Origin of the sequence: Microbacterium sp. Ru50 (genome assembly GCF_002920555.1) — a bacterium.
Lineage (GTDB): Bacteria > Actinomycetota > Actinomycetes > Actinomycetales > Microbacteriaceae > Microbacterium > Microbacterium arborescens.
The window spans coordinates 731,949-746,961 of sequence record NZ_PQSV01000001.1 but is presented as its reverse complement, the minus strand read 5'-3'; the positions used below and the strand labels follow the sequence as shown (position 1 = coordinate 746,961).

General features: G+C 67.8%; 14 protein-coding genes. 13 read left to right on the top strand and 1 reads right to left on the bottom strand.

Annotated features, from left to right (window positions below):
- Window positions 1–50 precede the first annotated feature (50 nt).
- Complete coding sequence (gene coaE, locus C3481_RS03560; protein ID WP_103840806.1) at window positions 51–659, top strand: dephospho-CoA kinase; 609 nt, start codon at window positions 51–53, stop codon at window positions 657–659.
- A gap of 63 nt (window positions 660–722) precedes the next feature.
- Window positions 723–2,804 carry an excinuclease ABC subunit UvrB gene (uvrB, locus tag C3481_RS03555; protein WP_023951483.1) on the top strand — a complete coding sequence of 694 codons (2,082 nt, stop codon included), beginning with the start codon at window positions 723–725 and terminating at the stop codon, window positions 2,802–2,804.
- Between the two features lie 21 nt (window positions 2,805–2,825).
- Here uvrB and C3481_RS03550 read toward each other — a convergent pair whose 3' ends face one another.
- A complete protein-coding gene (locus C3481_RS03550) occupies window positions 2,826–3,062 on the bottom strand; it encodes a hypothetical protein (RefSeq protein ID WP_374754835.1) in 237 nt (78 codons plus the stop codon).
- Window positions 3,063–3,122: 60 nt separating this feature from the next.
- Between C3481_RS03550 and C3481_RS03545 the strand changes: the two genes are divergently transcribed.
- The 11 genes from C3481_RS03545 (at window position 3,123) to C3481_RS03495 (ending at window position 14,973) form a co-directional block, all read left to right on the top strand.
- Window positions 3,123–3,569, top strand: coding sequence for a MarR family winged helix-turn-helix transcriptional regulator (locus tag C3481_RS03545; protein ID WP_103841992.1), 447 nt, complete (start codon window positions 3,123–3,125; stop codon window positions 3,567–3,569).
- 52 nt (window positions 3,570–3,621) lie between these two features.
- A complete protein-coding gene (gene uvrA, locus C3481_RS03540) occupies window positions 3,622–6,507 on the top strand; it encodes an excinuclease ABC subunit UvrA (RefSeq protein WP_023951480.1) in 2,886 nt (961 codons plus the stop codon).
- Window position 6,508: 1 nt separating this feature from the next.
- Window positions 6,509–8,407, top strand: coding sequence for an excinuclease ABC subunit UvrC (gene uvrC, locus C3481_RS03535; RefSeq protein ID WP_103840802.1), 1,899 nt, complete (start codon window positions 6,509–6,511; stop codon window positions 8,405–8,407).
- 34 nt (window positions 8,408–8,441) lie between these two features.
- Window positions 8,442–9,317, top strand: coding sequence for an RNase adapter RapZ (rapZ, locus tag C3481_RS03530; RefSeq protein ID WP_036304946.1), 876 nt, complete (start codon window positions 8,442–8,444; stop codon window positions 9,315–9,317).
- Window positions 9,318–9,358: 41 nt separating this feature from the next.
- Window positions 9,359–10,336, top strand: a complete 978-nt coding sequence (gene whiA, locus C3481_RS03525) for a DNA-binding protein WhiA (RefSeq protein WP_023951475.1) — start codon at window positions 9,359–9,361, stop codon at window positions 10,334–10,336.
- 156 nt (window positions 10,337–10,492) lie between these two features.
- Entirely contained in the window at window positions 10,493–11,113 is a 621-nt protein-coding gene (locus C3481_RS03520; protein WP_023951473.1) for a superoxide dismutase, read from the top strand.
- A gap of 137 nt (window positions 11,114–11,250) precedes the next feature.
- Complete coding sequence (gap, locus tag C3481_RS03515) at window positions 11,251–12,255, top strand: type I glyceraldehyde-3-phosphate dehydrogenase (RefSeq protein ID WP_023951471.1); 1,005 nt, start codon at window positions 11,251–11,253, stop codon at window positions 12,253–12,255.
- A gap of 5 nt (window positions 12,256–12,260) precedes the next feature.
- Window positions 12,261–13,475, top strand: a complete 1,215-nt coding sequence (gene pgk / locus C3481_RS03510) for a phosphoglycerate kinase (protein ID WP_103840800.1) — start codon at window positions 12,261–12,263, stop codon at window positions 13,473–13,475.
- Window positions 13,466–14,254, top strand: coding sequence for a triose-phosphate isomerase (gene tpiA / locus C3481_RS03505; RefSeq protein WP_064956827.1), 789 nt, complete (start codon window positions 13,466–13,468; stop codon window positions 14,252–14,254). The genes pgk and tpiA overlap by 10 nt, the downstream gene beginning before the upstream one ends.
- A gap of 114 nt (window positions 14,255–14,368) precedes the next feature.
- Window positions 14,369–14,617 (top strand): preprotein translocase subunit SecG, encoded by a 249-nt coding sequence (gene secG, locus C3481_RS03500; RefSeq protein ID WP_036304945.1) that lies wholly within the window; start codon window positions 14,369–14,371, stop codon window positions 14,615–14,617.
- Window positions 14,617–14,973, top strand: coding sequence for an RNA polymerase-binding protein RbpA (locus tag C3481_RS03495; RefSeq protein WP_023951465.1), 357 nt, complete (start codon window positions 14,617–14,619; stop codon window positions 14,971–14,973). The genes secG and C3481_RS03495 overlap by 1 nt, the downstream gene beginning before the upstream one ends.
- Window positions 14,974–15,013 lie beyond the last annotated feature (40 nt).

The window sequence follows — 15,013 nt, the reverse complement described above, 5'->3', positions numbered from 1 at the left end:
CGATCGCGCGACCTCGCGCCGGGTCTGGCGCCCATGGCATCCTCGGGTGTATGCCTCTGATCGCATTGACCGGCGGGATCGCATCCGGCAAGAGCACGATCGCACGGCGACTGACGGAGCACGGTGCCGTCGTCGTCGATGCCGATGCGATCGTCCGAGACGTCCAGCGAGCGGGTTCGCCCGTCCTGGAGGCCATTCGCGCGGCGTTCGGGCCGGCAGTGATCAAGGCGGATGGCGAGCTCGACCGCGCCGCGCTGGCGTCCATCGTCTTCGCCGACTCGGAGGCGCGGACGACGCTGAACGAGATCGTGCACCCGGCGGTGCGCGCGGAATCGCAGCGTCGCTTCGACGAGGCGCTCGGGCAGGAGCGCAGGAGAGTCGTCGTGTACGACGTGCCGCTGCTCGTCGAGGCCCGCGTCGACGACCCGTGGGACGCGATAGTCGTCGCGCACGCGCCCGCCCCCGTGCGCCGCGAGCGGCTGCAGTACCTGCGGGGGATGACGGCCGAGGAGGCCGACCGCAGGATCGCGGCTCAGGTGCCGGATGACGAGCGCCTCGCGATCGCGGACGTCGTCATCGACACCGCGGGCGACCTCGACGAAACGCTCCGGCAGGTCGACGCCCTGTGGGACCGGCTGACGGCGGAGGCCACCGGCTAGCACGAGCGCACGCTCTGAGCGAAGACCGGGCCCGGTGTCGGTGGCCCCGCCTACGCTGGAATCATGCAGACGACGCGCTCAGTGAGGCCCTTCGAGGTCATCAGCGAATACGTCCCGAGCGGTGACCAGCCCCAGGCGATCGCCGAGCTCGCGGGCAGGATCAACGCGGGTGAGACCGACGTCGTGCTGCTGGGCGCCACCGGTACGGGGAAGTCCGCGACGACGGCGTGGCTCATCGAGCAGGTGCAACGGCCGACGCTCGTCATGGCGCACAACAAGACGCTCGCCGCGCAGCTGGCGAACGAGTTCCGCGATCTCATGCCGAACAACGCGGTCGAGTACTTCGTCAGCTACTACGACTACTACCAGCCCGAGGCCTACGTTCCGCAGACCGACACCTTCATCGAGAAGGACTCCTCGATCAACGCCGAAGTCGAGCGGTTGCGCCACTCGACCACCAACTCGCTGCTGAGCCGCCGCGACGTCGTCGTCGTCAGCACCGTCTCGTGCATCTACGGCCTCGGCGCGCCGGAAGAGTACCTGCGCGCCATGGTCGCGCTGCAGGTGGGGGAGCGTTACGACCGCGACGCCCTGATCCGCAAGTTCATCGCAATGCAGTACAACCGCAACGACGTGGACTTCTCGCGCGGCAACTTCCGGGTGCGGGGCGACACCATCGAGATCATCCCCGTGTACGAGGAGTACGCGATCCGCATCGAACTCTTCGGCGACGAGATCGAAGCGCTCTACATGCTGCATCCTCTGACGGGCGACATCGTGCAGAAGATGGACAGCGTTCCGGTGTTCCCGGCCTCGCACTACGTCGCGGGCACCGATACGGTCCAGCGCGCCATCGGCACCATCGAGCACGAGCTGGCCGAGCGCCTGAAGGAGTTCGAGAGCCAGGGAAAGCTGCTCGAGGCGCAGCGTCTGCGGATGCGGACGACGTTCGATCTCGAGATGTTGCAGCAGCTCGGGTTCTGCTCGGGCATCGAGAACTACTCACGGCATCTCGACGGTCGTTCCCCCGGAGAGCCGCCGCACACGCTGCTCGACTTCTTCCCCGACGACTTCCTTCTCGTGATCGACGAGTCGCACGTGACCGTTCCCCAGATCGGAGCGATGTACGAGGGGGATGCCTCCCGTAAGCGCACCCTCGTCGACCACGGTTTCCGTCTGCCGAGTGCGATGGACAACCGCCCGCTCCGCTTCGACGAGTTCAAGGAGCGCGTCGGGCAGACCGTCTACCTCTCCGCGACGCCGGGGCGCTACGAGATGGGCATCGCCGACGGCGTCGTCGAGCAGATCATCCGTCCGACGGGCCTCGTCGACCCCGAGATCATCATCAAGCCGTCGAAGGGTCAGATCGACGATCTGCTCGAGGAGATCCGACTCCGGGTGGAGCGCGACGAGCGGGTGCTCGTCACGACGCTCACGAAGAAGATGGCCGAGGAGCTGACCGACTTCCTCGGCGAGCACGGCGTGCGCGTGCGTTACCTGCACTCCGACGTCGACACGCTGCGGCGCGTCGAGCTCCTGACCGAGCTGCGCCAGGGCGCGTACGACGTCCTCGTCGGCATCAACCTGCTGCGCGAGGGACTCGACCTGCCGGAGGTGTCCCTCGTCGCGATCCTCGACGCCGACAAGGAGGGGTTCCTGCGCTCGGGAACCTCGCTGATCCAGACCATCGGACGTGCGGCACGAAACGTCTCGGGTCAGGTGCACATGTACGCCGACAAGATCACCGACTCGATGGCCGCGGCCATCGAGGAGACCGAGCGCCGACGTGAGAAGCAGATCGCCTACAACCTCGAGAACGGCATCGATCCGCAGCCGCTGCGCAAGAAGATCGCCGACATCACCGACGCGCTCGCGCGCGAGGCATCCGATACCCGCGATCTGCTGAACGGCAAGGCGACTGCTCGCAACAAGTCAGGCAAGGGCAAGAGCCCGACACCGCAGCTGCGACGTGAGGGAATCGCCGCGGAAGGGGCTCAGCAGCTCGAGGCGACGATCGAAGACCTGTCGCAGCAGATGCTCGCCGCCGCAGCGGAACTCAAGTTCGAGCTGGCCGGGCGCCTCCGCGACGAGGTTCAGGATCTGAAGAAAGAACTGCGCGCGATGGAGCGCGCCGGGCACGCCTGACGCCTCGGCCGTGTCTGGGTCTCAGCGGGGGCAGTGCAGAAGCGGCTTCGGGCCGGTCCGGTCGACATCGTGCTCGTTCATGGGGTGGCCGCACAGCGGGCACGCGCGTCCGGTGCGCTCCGGTTCGGGTTCGGCGTCGTAGGGGCCGACCGACGCGGGGCCAGCCGCGCGGATGAGGCGCGAGTTGACGTAGGCGTACCAGCCGCCCGCCTCGCGGACGCGGGTGCGGAGGGGAGGACGGTGGTCGTGGTCGGTCATGATCATCAGTGTACTAACGATTAGGACGTATAGGATACGAGCGTGGACTCCGCCGACGACATGTTGAAGCTCGACAACCAGCTCTGCTTCGCGCTGGTCACCGCCGCCCGGAACGTCGTGGCCATCTATCGTCCGATCCTCGAGCCCCTCGGTCTGACCCATCCGCAGTACCTCGTCATGCTCGCCCTCTGGGAGGCGTCTCCGCAGGCGTTGGGTGAGCTGGCGGCCGACCTCGCGATGGAGCCGGCGACGCTGTCCCCGCTCGTCAAACGCCTCGAAGCCCAGGGGCTCGTCACGCGTGAGCGACGCAGAGGCGACGAGCGTGTGCTCGAGATCGGCCTCACCGCCGACGGCCGCGCGCTGCGGGCGGATGCCGTGCGCGTACCCGAACAGGTCATGGCGGCGGTCGGGATGACCGTCGACGACGTGACCGCTCTGCGGGACGGTCTCGGGCCCTTCGCGGGGCGGCGGGTCCCTCGAGAGCCCGCTTCTCTCCGTCGCGAGTGAGCCCAGGGCGAACCTCGGAGCCAGTGTCGGAGGCCCCACCTAGACTTGTGCGGTGCCCATCGTCCCCGTCGCTTCCTCATCGAAACTCAGCGTCCGCGGAGCCCGCGTCCACAACCTCAAGGACGTCGATCTCGACATTCCGCGCGACAGTCTCGTCGTCTTCACCGGCCTCTCCGGCTCGGGAAAGTCGAGCCTCGCCTTCGACACGATCTTCGCCGAGGGTCAGCGCCGCTACGTCGAGTCGCTGAGCGCCTACGCGCGCCAGTTCCTCGGTCAGGTCGACCGTCCCGACGTCGACTTCATCGAGGGCCTCAGCCCGGCGGTCTCGATCGATCAGAAGTCGACGAACCGCAACCCCCGGTCGACCGTCGGCACGATCACCGAGATCCACGACTACATGCGCCTGCTCTGGGCTCGCATCGGCGTTCCGCACTGCCCCGAGTGCGGTGAGCGGATCCAGCGTCAGACGGTCCAGCAGATCGCCGACCAGCTGATGGAGCTCCCCGAGCGCACCCGTTACCAGGTCGTGGCGCCCGTGGTGACGCAGAAGAAGGGCGAGTTCGTCGACCTCTTCAAGGAGCTGAGCGCGAAGGGCTACGCCCGCGCCGTCGTCGACGGCGACGTCGTCTCGCTCGCCGAGCCGCCGACGCTGAAGAAGAGCTACAAGCACGACATCGCGGTGGTGGTCGACCGGCTCGTGGCCGGCCCCGACCTGCTCGGACGCGTCACCGACTCCGTCGAGACCGCGCTCGCGTTGGCCGGCGGCGTCATCAAGATCAACTTCGTCGACGAAGAGGGCGACGCCGCGTGGCAGAGCTTCAGTGAGAAGCTCGCCTGCCCCAACGGGCACGCCCTGCAGCTCACCGAGATCGAGCCGCGCACGTTCTCGTTCAACGCACCCTTCGGTGCGTGCCCCACGTGCTCCGGTCTCGGCACCCGGATGTCGGTCGACCCGGAGCTCATGCTGGGCGACGAGGAGCTCTCCATCGCCGAGGGCGTCCTGCTGCCATGGACGACGCAGGGCAAGGGGCTCTTCCAGTACTACGAGCGCCTCCTCGAGGGGCTCGCATCCGACCTGAAGTTCTCGCTCAAGACTCCGTGGCGCGACCTCCCCGGCGACGTGCAGGATGCGGTGCTCCGCGGAGAGAACTACAAGGTCACCGTCAAGTGGAAGAACCGCTACGGGCGCGAGATGCGTTACGCCTCCGGGTTCGAGGGCGTCATCCCGTACATCGAGCGTCAGTATCTTCAGGCCGAGACCGACACGCAGCGTCAGCGCTGGGCCGAGTACCTGCGCGAGGTCCCGTGCCCCGCATGCGACGGCGACCGGCTCAAGCCGGAGGTGCTCGCCGTCCTCGTCCACGAGCGCTCCATCGCCGACGTCGCTCGGCTGAGCCTCGCCGAGGCGCAGACGTACTTCAACCAGCTCGAGCTCACGGAGCGCGAGGCCAAGATCGCCGCAGCGGTGCTGCGTGAGATCCGCGCTCGCCTCGACTTCCTCATCGAGGTCGGGCTGAACTACCTGAGCCTGGGCCGCGCAGCCGGGTCGCTCTCGGGCGGCGAGGCGCAGCGCATCCGACTCGCGACGCAGATCGGTTCGGGCCTCACCGGGGTGCTCTACGTCCTCGATGAGCCGTCGATCGGACTCCACCAGCGCGACAACCGGCGATTGATCGACACCCTCGTCAAGCTCAAGAACCTCGGCAATACGCTCATCGTCGTCGAGCACGACGAAGAGACGATCGCCGCAGCCGACTGGGTGGTCGACATCGGCCCGCGCGCCGGTGTCGAGGGCGGCAACGTCGTGCACTCCGGCCCCTATGATGCTCTGCTCGCCGACGAGAACTCGATGACCGGCGACTACCTGTCGGGGCGGCGCTCGCTCGAGACGCCGACCAAGCGTCGCAAGATCGACAAGAAGCGGATGCTGACCGTCGTCGGCGCTCGTGCCAACAACCTGAAGAACGTCACGGCCGAGTTCCCGCTCGGCGTGCTGACCTCCGTCACGGGTGTGAGCGGCTCGGGCAAGTCCACGCTGGTCAACGGCATCCTCTACGAAGTGCTCGCGACCCGTCTGAACGGCGCGCGACGCGTCGCGGGCAAGCACACGCGTGTCACCGGACTCGACAACCTCGACAAGGTCGTCCACGTCGACCAGGCGCCGATCGGCCGGACACCGCGCTCGAACCCGGCCACCTATACGGGCGTCTTCGACCGCATCCGCACCCTGTTCAGTGAGACGCCCGAGGCGAAGGTGCGCGGGTACCTGCCCGGCCGTTTCTCGTTCAACGTCAAGGGGGGCCGCTGCGAGGCGTGCTCGGGCGACGGCACGCTGAAGATCGAGATGAACTTCCTGCCCGACGTCTACGTCGACTGCGAGGTGTGCCACGGCAAGCGCTACAACCGCGACACCCTGGCCGTGCATTACAAGGGCAAGAACATCGCCGAGGTCCTCGAGATGCCCATCTCGGAGGCGGCAGAGTTCTTCGAGCCGATCCAGGCGATCCACCGCTACCTGAAGACTCTCGTCGACGTCGGGCTCGGTTACGTCCGGCTCGGTCAGTCGGCCACGACGCTGTCGGGCGGAGAGGCGCAGCGTGTCAAGCTCGCGACGGAGCTCCAGCGCCGCTCGAACGGCCGAAGCATCTACGTGCTCGACGAGCCCACGACCGGTCTGCATTTCGAAGACGTCCGCAAGCTCCTCGAGGTCCTCAACGGCCTCGTCGACAAGGGGAACACCGTCATCACGATCGAGCACAACCTCGACGTGATCAAGGCCTCCGACTGGATCATCGACCTCGGTCCCGAAGGTGGAGCCGGCGGCGGCACGATCGTGGCGACCGGCACGCCCGAGCAGGTCGCGGGTGTTGCCGAGAGTCACACCGGCCAGTTCCTCGCCGAGATCCTGGGGGCCCCGGCGGCGCGCAAGGCGGGCTGACGTGGCGAACGTCCTTCCCTACCGACCCAAAGCGGGCGAGATCCCGACCGATCCGGGCGTCTACCGCTTCCGCGACGCGGAGGGGCGGGTGCTGTACGTCGGCAAGGCGAAGAACCTGCGGGCGCGCCTGTCGAACTACTTCGCGCCGCTGCACACGCTCCACGAGCGCACGCGGCGCATGGTCACGACAGCGGCATCCGTCGAGTGGACGGTGGTGGCGACCGACGTCGACTCGCTCCAGCTGGAGTACATGTGGATCAAGGAGTTCGATCCGCCGTTCAACGTCCGCTACCGCGACGACAAGTCCTATCCGTTCATGGCGATCACCCTCGCCGATGAAGCGCCCCGCGTGATCGTGACGCGCAACCGCCGGATCCCCGGCGCGAAGTACTTCGGCCCGTACCCCAAGGTCTGGGCGGTGCACGAGACCATCGACCTGATGATCAAGGTCTTCCCGATCCGCACCTGCAGCGATTCGTCGTACAAGAAGGCCATGGCCTCGGGGCGTCCGTGCTTCCCCGGTCAGATCGGCCGGTGCGGCGGTCCCTGCTCGATGAAGGTCACGATCGAAGAGCACCGCGCGATGGTCGACGATTTCGTCGCCTTCATGTCGGGCGGCGATCAGCGGTTCGCCCGCGAGCTCACGACGCGCATGCGCGAGTCGGCCGCCGCGATGGACTACGAGTCGGCCGCCGTCTACCGCGACAAGCTGCAGGCGATCGATGCCGTCCTGAACAAGAGCGCGCTCGTGCTCGAGGACGACATGGATGCCGACCTCTTCGGCATCGCCGAGGACGAGCTCGCCGCCGCCGTCCAGCACTTCGTCGTGCGCGGCGGCCGCATCCGCGGTGTCCGGGCGACGACCATCGAGAAGGAGATCGACATCTCGGGTGCCGATCTGGTCGATCAGGTGCTGCAGCGGACGTACGGGGATGCCGCTGCCGCCGACATCCCGCGCCATGTGTTCGTCCCGACGCTCCCGGGCGACGCCGGGGAGCTGGAGCAGTGGCTCCAGACGCGCCGCGGGAGGCGCGTGACGATCCAGGTCGCGCAGCGCGGGCGGAAGGCCGACCTCATGAAGACCGCCAGCATCAATGCCCAGCAGGCGTTGATGCTCCACAAGACGCGTCGCACGAGCGACTACGTCGCCCGCAGCCAAGCGCTGACGGATCTGCAGGAAGCGCTGGGCCTGGACGAGGCTCCGCTGCGGATCGAGTGCTACGACGTGTCTCATCTGTCGGGCACGAACGTGGTCGCTTCGCTCGTGGTGTTCGAGGACGGCCTGCCGCGCAAGGATCAGTACCGGATCTTCGGCGTCAGCGAGACCACCGACGACACCGACTCGATGTACCAGGTGCTCACGCGACGTCTCGCCTACCTCGACCGGCCCGACGAGGAGGACGAGCCGGTTCCCGACGCGACGGCCGACGGCGAGGTCGTCACGGCACGCAAGCGTCCGCGGTTCGCCTACCGTCCGCAGCTGCTCGTGGTCGACGGCGGCAAGCCTCAGGTCGAGGCCGCAGCCCGGGCGCTCGCAGACGCCGGGCACACGGAGATCGCGCTCTGCGGCATCGCCAAGCGGCTCGAGGAGATCTGGCTGCCGGGGGAGGAGTACCCGGTCATCCTGCCTCGTACCTCGGAATCGCTCTATCTGCTGCAGCGACTGCGTGACGAGGCGCATCGCTTCGCGATCGTCCACCAGCGCAAGCGGCGCAAACGCGACATCACCTCGGTGCTCTCCGAAGTCCCCGGCCTGGGAGCGGCCCGCATCAAGGCGCTGCTGCGCCATTTCGGGTCCGTGTCGAAGCTCAAGCAGGCCACCCCCGAGGAGATCCAGGAGCTGCCGGGAATCGGTCCCCGCCTCGCGGAGGCGATCCACCGGCACCTCGCGGACGGATAGGCTGGACACCGGCGAAAAGACAGGGGTGGTGACGGTGACCGACGAGGTTCCGGCGGGCGAGATTCTCATCGTCACGGGTATGTCCGGGGCCGGACGCACGACGGCCGCCAACGCCCTCGAAGACCTCGGCTGGTACGTCGTCGACAACCTGCCGCCGCAGATGCTGCGCCCGCTCCTGGAGCTCAGTGAGCTCGCGGGCAACGCGCTGCCGCGAGTCGCGGCGGTCGTCGACGTGCGCGGTGGCGAGCTGTTCGCGGCGCTGCCCGACATCACCCGCGCGCTGCGACACGGCCGCGCTCTGCGGATCCTGTTCCTGGATGCCGCCGACGAGGTGCTCGTGCGCCGGTTCGAGTCCGTGCGGCGGCCGCACCCGCTGCAGGGCGACGGCACACTCGTCGACGGCATCCGCCGCGAGCGCGAGCGACTCGCCCCCATTCGCGAGAGTGCGGACGTGATCGTCGACACCTCTCGCGACAACATCCACCAGCTCGCCACCTACATCGCCGATCTCTTCGCCGACGACGGCGCGGCGCGGCACACGGTCACCGTCATGAGCTTCGGGTTCAAGTACGGGCTGCCGCCGGACGCGGACCTCGTGGCCGACATGCGCTTCCTCCCGAACCCCTTCTGGAACCCCGAGCTCAAGGCACTCACCGGCGAGGACGACGCGGTGCGTGAGGAGGTGCTCTCGCACGATAATGCGCGCGAGTTCATCGACGCGTACGCTGCGGCCCTCGCCCCGGTTCTGCGCGGGTACCAGGAGGAGAACAAGCGTCATTCGGTGGTCGCCGTGGGGTGCACCGGCGGCAAGCACCGCTCCGTCGTGACAGCACGCGAACTCGCTCAGCGGTTGTCGGGCCTCCCGGGTGTGGCGGTGCGACTCAAGCACCGCGACCTCGGTCGCGAGTAGGCTATCCCTTCGTCCCCCGAACCCCCTCCCGAAGGAGCGCCGTGCCGCTGACCGCTGACGTCAAGACCGAGTTGGCTGCGATGCGCGACCCTCGACCCGCCGCCCGGGTGGCCGAGGTGACCGCGATCCTGCGCTTTGCGGGCGGTCTGCACTCCATCGCGGGCCGTGTGGCCGTCGAGGCCGAGGTCGACTCGGAGATTCTCGCGCGCCGCGTCGCCCGCGAGCTCGTCGAGATCTACGGTGTGCGCCCCGAGCTCGCCCGCATCCAGGCATCCGGCGGACGCGACGGCGCGACGTTCGCCGTCCGTGTCCGCGAGGGCGGCGAGACCCTGGCTCGCCAGACGGGCCTGCTCGACCAGCGTCGACGTCCCGTCCGCGGCCTTCCCAACCGGCTGACGACGGGATCGCGTCCCGATCTGGCCGCACTGTGGCGCGGAGCGTTCCTCGCGGCCGGCTCGCTGTCGGACCCCGGGCGTTCGGCGGCTCTCGAGATCTCGTGCCCGTCGCCGGAAGCCGCCATGGCCCTCGTCGGCGCCGCCCACCGTCTGGGCATCGCCGCCAAGGCACGCGAGGTGCGCGGGATCCCGCGCGTCGTCGTCCGCGACGGCGAGGCGATTCGTCAGACGCTGGCCGAGATGGGCGCCACGCGCACGGCCGACACCTGGGATCAGATGCGTCAGCGCCGCGAGGTGCGCGCCGGCGTGAACCGTCTCGTGAACTTCGACGATGCGAATCTGCGTCGTTCGGCCCAGGCGGCCGTCGCAGCCTGTGCCCGGGTCGAGCGCGCTCTCGAGATCCTGGGGGACGAGGTGCCCGACCACCTCAAGCAGGCCGGAGACCTGCGCCTCGCGCACCGGGACGCGAGCCTCGACGAGCTCGGGCACCACGCCGATCCGCCCCTCACCAAAGACGCCGTCGCGGGCCGCATCCGCCGCCTTCTCGCGATGGCCGACAAGAAGGCCGCCGCCGAGGGTCTGCCCGACACCGAGTCGGCCGTCCCCGCGGGTCTTTCCGACTGAGCGACCTCTTCCGCGTTACACCGCGTTCCGAACGGGAAGCAACGGGGTGTGCGACGCGTTGCCCCTCAATAGGATGAGAAATGTCCACGAGGCGTGCGGTCGCGCGCCTTCGACAGCACGAGCCGCGCGCTGCGCGGTGCTGACAGGAGATAGAGAATGACGAAGTACACCCTTCCCGAGCTCCCCTATGATTACGCGGCTCTCGAGCCGCACATCAGCGGCAAGATCATGGAGCTTCATCACTCCAAGCACCACCAGACGTACGTGAACGGCGCCAACACCGCTCTCGAGCAGCTCGCGGAGGCCCGTGAGACCGGCAACCTCGCGAACGTCAACAAGCTCGAGAAGGACCTCGCGTTCAACCTCGGCGGGCACGTCAACCACTCCATCTTCTGGACGAACCTCTCGCCCGAGGGCGGTGGCGAGCCCGAGGGCGAGCTCCGTGCGGCGATCGACGAGTTCTTCGGGGGCTTCGACAAGTTCCAGGCGCACTTCACGGCTGCCGCCACCGGCATCCAGGGCTCCGGCTGGGCCGTGCTCAGCTGGGACCCGATCGGCGCCCAGCTGATCATCCAGCAGCTGTTCGACCAGCAGTCGAACACCGCCCAGGGAACCATCCCCATCTTCCAGCTCGACATGTGGGAGCACGCCTTCTACCTCGACTACCTCAACGTCAAGGCGGACTACGTCAAGGCGGCGTGGAACATCGCGAACTGGCAGAACGTCGCCGAGCGCTTTGTGACGGCCCGGGAGAAGACGGCCGGCCTGCTCGCGTAGTAGGGTCATAAACAGGTGAGGATGCCGGGCTCCTCCCGGCAACGGGAGCCGAACCCGGCATTCTCTTCTTTTTCATCAGATCGCGTTTCGGTCAGCCAGCACGGGCTTTTCCGGCGCGACAAGAAACGGGAGACATCGTGTCTGTCAAGATCGGCATCAACGGCTTCGGCCGCATCGGACGCAACTACCTCCGCGCCGCCCTCGCTCAGGGCGCGGACCTCGAGATCGTGGCGGTGAACGACCTCACCGACAACAAGACTCTCGCCCACCTGCTCAAGTACGACTCGATCCTGGGTCGCCTGGACGCCGAGGTCACGTACTCGGAGGACTCGATCACGGTCGGCGGCAAGACCATCAAGGTCTTCGAAGAGCGCGACCCCGCCAACCTGCCCTGGGGTGAGCTGGGCGTCGACATCGTCATCGAGTCGACGGGTCGCTTCACGAACGCCGAGGACGCCAAGAAGCACATCGCGGGCGGCGCCAAGAAGGTTCTGATCTCGGCTCCCGCGAAGGGCGAGGACGGCACGTTCGTCATCGGCGCCAACGAGGACCTGTACGACCCCGAGAACCACAACGTCATCTCGAACGCGTCGTGCACCACCAACTGCCTCGCGCCGCTGGCGAAGGTTCTCAACGACGAATTCGGCATCGTCAAGGGCCTCATGACGACGGTCCACGCGTACACCGCCGACCAGAACCTGCAGGACGGCCCGCACAGCGACCTCCGCCGCGCACGCGCCGCCGCCCTCAACATCGTCCCCACCTCGACGGGTGCGGCCAAGGCCATCGGCCTCGTCCTCCCCGAGCTCAAGGGCAAGCTCGACGGCTTCGCCCTGCGCGTGCCCGTTCCCACCGGTTCGGCCACCGACCTCACGGTCGAGCTCGAGCGCGAGGTCACGGTCGACGAGATCAAGGCCGCATACAAGGCTGCTGCCGAGGGACCGCTCAAGGGCATCCTGAAGTACACCGAGGACGAGATCGTCTCGAGCGACATCGTCACCGACGACCACTCCTGCATCTTCGACGCAGGCCTGACCCGCGTCATCGGCAACCAGGTCAAGGTCGTCGGCTGGTACGACAACGAGTGGGGCTACTCCAACCGCCTCGTCGACCTCACCGAGCTCGTCGCCAGCAAGCTCTGACGACCATGGCTCTGCGAACCCTCGATTCGCTGGGCCCGCTCGCAGGCAAGCGCGTCATCGTCCGTGTTGACTTCAACGTCCCCCTGAAGGACGGAGTCATCACGGACGATGGCCGTGTGCGTGCGGCGCTGCCCACCATCGACCACCTCATCGGCCAGGGCGCGCGCGTCATCGCCTGCTCGCACCTCGGTCGTCCCGACGGTTCCCCCGACCCGAAGTACTCGCTCGAGCCCGTCGCGCAGCGGCTGTCCGAGCTGCTCGGCAAGCCCGTCGCCTTCGCCGGCGACACCGTGGGCGAGTCGGCGCAGCAGGTCGTGTCGTCCCTCGGCGACGGCGACGTGGCGGTGATCGAGAACCTCCGCTTCAACGCAGGGGAGACCGCGAAGGACGAGACCCAGCGTCGCGCCTTCGCCGAGCAGCTCGCCTCCCTCGGCGACGTGCTCGTCTCGGACGGCTTCGGTGTCGTGCACCGCAAGCAGGCGTCGGTCTACGATCTCGCCGAGATCCTGCCCTCGGCGGCCGGGTTCCTCATCGAGAAGGAGGTCGACGTCCTCGACCGCCTCACTGAGAACCCGGAGCGTCCGTACGCGGTGGTGCTCGGCGGTTCGAAGGTGAGCGACAAGCTGGGTGTCATCGAGCACCTGCTTCCGCGCGCCGACAAGATCCTCGTCGGCGGCGGGATGCTGTTCACGTTCCTCGCTGCGCTCGGGCACAAGGTCGGCAAGAGCCTGCTCGAGAGCGACCAGCTCGAAACCGTGAAGGGCTACATCGCCACGGCGAAGGAGCGCGGCGTCGAGCTCGTTCTCCCCGTCGACGCCGTCATGGCCTCCGGTTTCGCCGCCGACGCCGACCACGTCGTCGCCGCGGCCGATGCTCTGGAGGACACCGCCTTCGGTGCCGACGGCATGGGCCTGGACATCGGCCCGAAGACGGCGGAGCTTTTCGCAGACGCGATCCTCAGCTCCCGTACCGTCTTCTGGAACGGGCCCATGGGCGTGTTCGAGATGCCGGCGTTCGCCGCGGGCACCCGCGCTGTCGCCCAGGCGCTCACCGAAGTCGACGGCCTGTCGGTCGTCGGCGGCGGAGACTCCGCGGCGGCGGTGCGCCAGCTCGGATTCTCCGACTCGTCGTTCGGCCACATTTCGACCGGTGGCGGTGCGTCGCTGGAGTTCCTGGAGGGCAAGAAGCTGCCCGGTCTGGAGGTGCTCGGATGGGCATGAACCGTATGCCCCTCATCGCGGGCAACTGGAAGATGAATCTCGACCACCTGCAGGCGGTCGCGTTCGTGCAGAAGCTCCACTGGACGTTGAAGGATGCCAAGCACGACGACGACTCGGTCGAGGTGGCGGTCTTCCCGCCCTTCACCGATCTGCGTACGGTGCAGACGCTGCTCGACGCCGACAAGATCGCGTTCGCGCTCGGCGCTCAGGACCTCTCGACGAAGGACTCCGGTGCGTACACCGGTGAGATCTCGGGAGCGTTCCTCAAGCAGCTCGACTGCCGGTATGTGATCATCGGTCACTCCGAGCGTCGCGAGTACCACGCCGAGACCGATGAGGTCGTCGCGGCGAAGGTCCAGGCGGCACTCCGTCACGGCCTCTCACCGGTCATCTGCGTGGGGGAGACGGCGGAAGACCTCGAGAAGCACGGCGCTTCGGCTGTTCCGGTGGCGCAGCTCGAAGCGGCCCTCGCGGGCGTGGCGGCGGATGCCGACATCGTGGTCGCCTACGAGCCGGTGTGGGCCATCGGCTCGGGGCAGGCGGCGACGCCGCAGCAGGCGCAGGACGTATGCGCGAAGCTGCGTGAGGTCGTCGGCTCCGTGCTCGGGGCTGACGCGGCGGCACGCACCCGCATCCTGTACGGCGGTTCGGTGAAGTCGGCGAACATCGCCGGATTCATGCGCGAGCCCGATGTCGACGGCGCCCTCGTCGGCGGCGCGAGCCTGGTCGCGGACGAGTTCGCCGCGATCATCCGCTACCAGAAGCACGTCGGCGTGTGACGTCGTACGGCCCGGCGACCTACCGGTCGCCGGGCCGTACGCGTATCCGCGCGGCTGCTGGATATACTTGATCCTCGTGCGATCGGAACGATCGCCGGAAAGGTGACGACCACCGTGCAGATCCTCGAGTTCGTGCTGCAGGTGCTTCTGGGCATCACCAGCCTGCTCCTGACGTTGCTGATCCTGCTCCACAAGGGGCGTGGCGGCGGCCTGTCCGACATGTTCGGCGGCGGGATGAGTTCCGCTATGGGCTCGTCGGGGCTCGCAGAGCGCAACCTCAACCGTTTCACGATCGTGCTCGCGCTGGCGTGGTTCCTCTCCATCGTCGCCCTCGGCCTCATCACGAAGTTCACGGTGCTCTGATGGCCACGGGAGGGAACGCGATCCGCGGCACCCGCGTCGGCGCGGGGCCCATGGGCGAGCAGGACCACGGTCACCACGCTGATCGCGTGGCGATTTCGTACTGGGATGCTCTCGGTAACGAAACCGTGCGCTATTTCGCTGCCGGTATCGCCGAGGAAGAGATCCCCGAGACGATCGACTCGCCACACTCGGGGCTGCCGGCCGGCCGCGACAAGGCGAACCCGCCGGCTGTCGCCAAGACCGAGCCGTACAAGACGCACCTCGCCTACGTGAAGGAGCGTCGCACTGACGAAGAAGCCGAGCAGCTCCTCGATGAGGCCCTGCAGCAGCTTCGCGAGCGTCGTGGGCTGAACTGACGCGAGACGCACGACGCGACGAACGAAGAAGAGAGCGGAT

Coding starts and splice junctions, on each gene's coding strand:
- C3481_RS03545 (WP_103841992.1), top strand. CDS start 3,123: ATGTTGAAGCTCGACAACCAGCTCTGCTTCGCGCTGGTCACCGCCGCC.
- uvrB (WP_023951483.1), top strand. CDS start 723: ATGCAGACGACGCGCTCAGTGAGGCCCTTCGAGGTCATCAGCGAATAC.
- C3481_RS03495 (WP_023951465.1), top strand. CDS start 14,617: ATGGCCACGGGAGGGAACGCGATCCGCGGCACCCGCGTCGGCGCGGGG.
- C3481_RS03550 (WP_374754835.1), bottom strand. CDS start 3,062: ATGACCGACCACGACCACCGTCCTCCCCTCCGCACCCGCGTCCGCGAG.
- tpiA (WP_064956827.1), top strand. CDS start 13,466: ATGGGCATGAACCGTATGCCCCTCATCGCGGGCAACTGGAAGATGAAT.
- coaE (WP_103840806.1), top strand. CDS start 51: ATGCCTCTGATCGCATTGACCGGCGGGATCGCATCCGGCAAGAGCACG.
- C3481_RS03520 (WP_023951473.1), top strand. CDS start 10,493: ATGACGAAGTACACCCTTCCCGAGCTCCCCTATGATTACGCGGCTCTC.
- pgk (WP_103840800.1), top strand. CDS start 12,261: ATGGCTCTGCGAACCCTCGATTCGCTGGGCCCGCTCGCAGGCAAGCGC.